Source organism: Arthrobacter sp. SPT-J7 (assembly GCF_059089965.1).
The window spans coordinates 1-2,599 of the sequence record NZ_JBNHFF010000332.1; the positions used below are offsets into that span (position 1 = coordinate 1).

At 63.8% G+C, this 2,599-nt stretch carries 2 protein-coding genes; one reads left to right on the forward strand and one right to left on the reverse strand.

What is annotated here, in order from left to right:
- Positions 1-179 precede the first annotated feature (179 nt).
- Entirely contained in the window at positions 180-1,265 is a 1,086-nt protein-coding gene (locus AC5RWX_RS32215) for an inositol-3-phosphate synthase (RefSeq protein WP_494100245.1), read from the forward strand.
- A 118-nt stretch (positions 1,266-1,383) separates the two neighbouring features.
- Here the strand turns inward: AC5RWX_RS32215 and AC5RWX_RS32220 are convergent.
- Positions 1,384-2,599 (reverse strand): formate--tetrahydrofolate ligase (locus AC5RWX_RS32220; protein ID WP_494100246.1); only part of this gene is annotated, 1,216 nt, incomplete at its 5' end.

Here is a 2,599-nt window from a genome sequence, read left to right on the forward strand (position 1 = left end):
TGGAAGCAGCCCGTTTAGTTTCCTGCCGTCATCCCAAAGAGTGGGACAGGGGAACAGGTCCTTGTCCCGCTCTGTTGGGTACTATGAAAAGGCGCCGCATGGCGCCGTGCCTGCCAGCCGCCGTCGTCCTTCCCCTGAAGCCGAACGGGGCGGCTGACGTTTGTCCTCAAAGGAGTTTCGTGTCTTCACATCCGATTCGTGTTGCAATCGTCGGCGTAGGAAACTGCGCCGCTTCGCTGGTCCAAGGCGTCCACTACTACAAGGACGCAGACCCCAAGGCCACGATCCCGGGCCTGATGCACGTTGAGTTTGGCCAGTACCACGTGGGCGACGTTGAATTCGTCGCCGCGTTCGATGTTGACGGTAAAAAGGTCGGCGTTGACCTTGCCGACGCGATCCTGGCGAGCGAAAACAACACCATCAAGATCGCTGACGTGCCGCCCACAGGCGTTATCGTCCAGCGCGGCCACACCCTCGACGGGCTCGGCAAGTACTACCTCGAGACCATCGAGCAGTCCAACGAAGAGCCGGTGGACGTTGTCCAGGCGCTCAAGGACGCTAAGGTCGACGTCATGGTGTGCTACTTGCCGGTTGGCTCACAGGAAGCTGCCGAATTCTACGCCCAGTGCGCCATCGACGCCGGCGTGGGCTTCGTCAACGCCCTGCCCGTTTTTATCGCAGGCACCAAGGAGTGGGCGGACAAGTTCACCGCCGCCGGTGTGCCGATTGTTGGTGACGACATCAAGAGCCAGATCGGTGCCACCATCACGCACCGTGTGATGGCCAAGCTCTTCGAAGACCGTGGCGTCACTTTGGACCGCACGTACCAGCTGAACGTCGGCGGCAACATGGACTTCAAGAACATGCTGGAGCGTGACCGCCTCGAGTCCAAGAAGATCTCCAAGACCCAGGCCGTGACGTCCAACGTGGAAGCCGAACTGGCCGCCAAGGACGTCCACATCGGCCCGTCGGACTACGTCCAGTGGCTTGATGACCGTAAGTGGGCCTTCGTCCGCCTCGAAGGCCGCAACTTCGGCGATGCGCCCGTTTCGCTCGAGTACAAGCTGGAAGTCTGGGACTCACCCAACTCGGCCGGTGTGATCATTGACGCCATCCGCGCCGCCAAGATCGGCCTGGACCGTGGCATCGGCGGGCCGCTGCTTTCCGCATCGAGTTACTTCATGAAGTCCCCGCCGGAGCAGTTCAACGATGACCTCGCCCGCGAAAAGGTTGAAGCTTTCATCCGCGGGGACCTCGAGCGCTAAACCGCTCTTCGGCTCAATAAGCGCTCCTTCACCTTCGGGCGGGGGAGCGCTTGCCGTTGGACGCCCCATCACCCTCCTGCTTCAGCCAGTACCAACAAAACCGGCCGTGTAGGGGTGGTCAGGCGAGGCCCACGGGGTTGCCGGCGTCGTCCACGTCCATGCGCATCGCGGCCGGGGCGGCGGGCAGCCCGGGCATGGTCATCACCGCTCCGGTGAGCGCCACGATGAACCCTGCACCGGTCTTGGGCAGGAGGTCGCGCACGTGGATGATGAACCCCTTGGGCGCGCCCAGGCGGGAAGCGTCGTCAGTGAACGAGTACTGGGTCTTGGCCATGCATACCGGGAGCCCGCCCCAGCCGTTCCGCTCGATATCGGCCAGCCGTTTCAGGGCCGGGACGGAGAAATCCACCCCGTCGGCACCGTAAATTTCCTGGGCTATGGTCCGGATCTTATCCTCCACCGGCAACTCCAGCGGGTAGAGGTGCCGGAAGTCGTTCGGCCCGGCCAGTGCCTTCGCCACCAGGGCCGCAAGTTCGTCCCCGCCGTCGCCACCGCCGCCGCGCCCCCAGACATCGGCGACGGCGGCCGGGACTCCCTCTGCCGAGCACCAGGCCAGCAGCCAGTCGAGTTCCTCCGCCGAGTCGGAGGCAAACCTGTTGATGGCCACCACGGGCGGCACCCCAAACTTTTCCACGTTCCGGATGTGCCGGCGCAGGTTGGCCACCCCCGCCTCCAAAGCGACCACATTTGGGGCTGTCAGCAGGTCTTTGGCCACTCCTCCCTGCATTTTCAATGCACGCACCGTTGCCACCACCACGACGGCGGAAGGCGCCAGGCTGCCGATGCGTGCCTTGATGTCCATGAACTTCTCGGCCCCCAGGTCGGCGCCAAAACCTGCCTCCGTGACCACAATGTCCGCCAGCCGGCGGGCTGTCTGGGTGGCAATCAGCGAGTTGCAGCCGTGCGCGATGTTGGCGAAGGGACCGCCGTGGACCAGGGCAGGGGTGCCGGCGATGGTCTGCACCAGGTTGGGCTTGATGGCTTCCTTCAGGAGGAGGGTCAGCGCGCCCTGCACGCCGAGGTCGGCGACGGTGACAGGAGAACGGTCAAAGGTATAGCCGAAGGTGATCCGGCCCAGGCGCTCCCGAAGGTCCGCCAGATCAGTAGCCAAGCAGAAAACAGCCATGATCTCGGACGCCACGGTGATGTCGAACCCGTCCTGGCGGGGGACTCCCTGCGTGGGCCCGCCGAGTCCGATGACCATCTCGCGCAGAGCCCTGTCATTCATGTCCAGAACCCGTTTGAAGGTCATGCGCCGCGGGTCGATGTTGAGT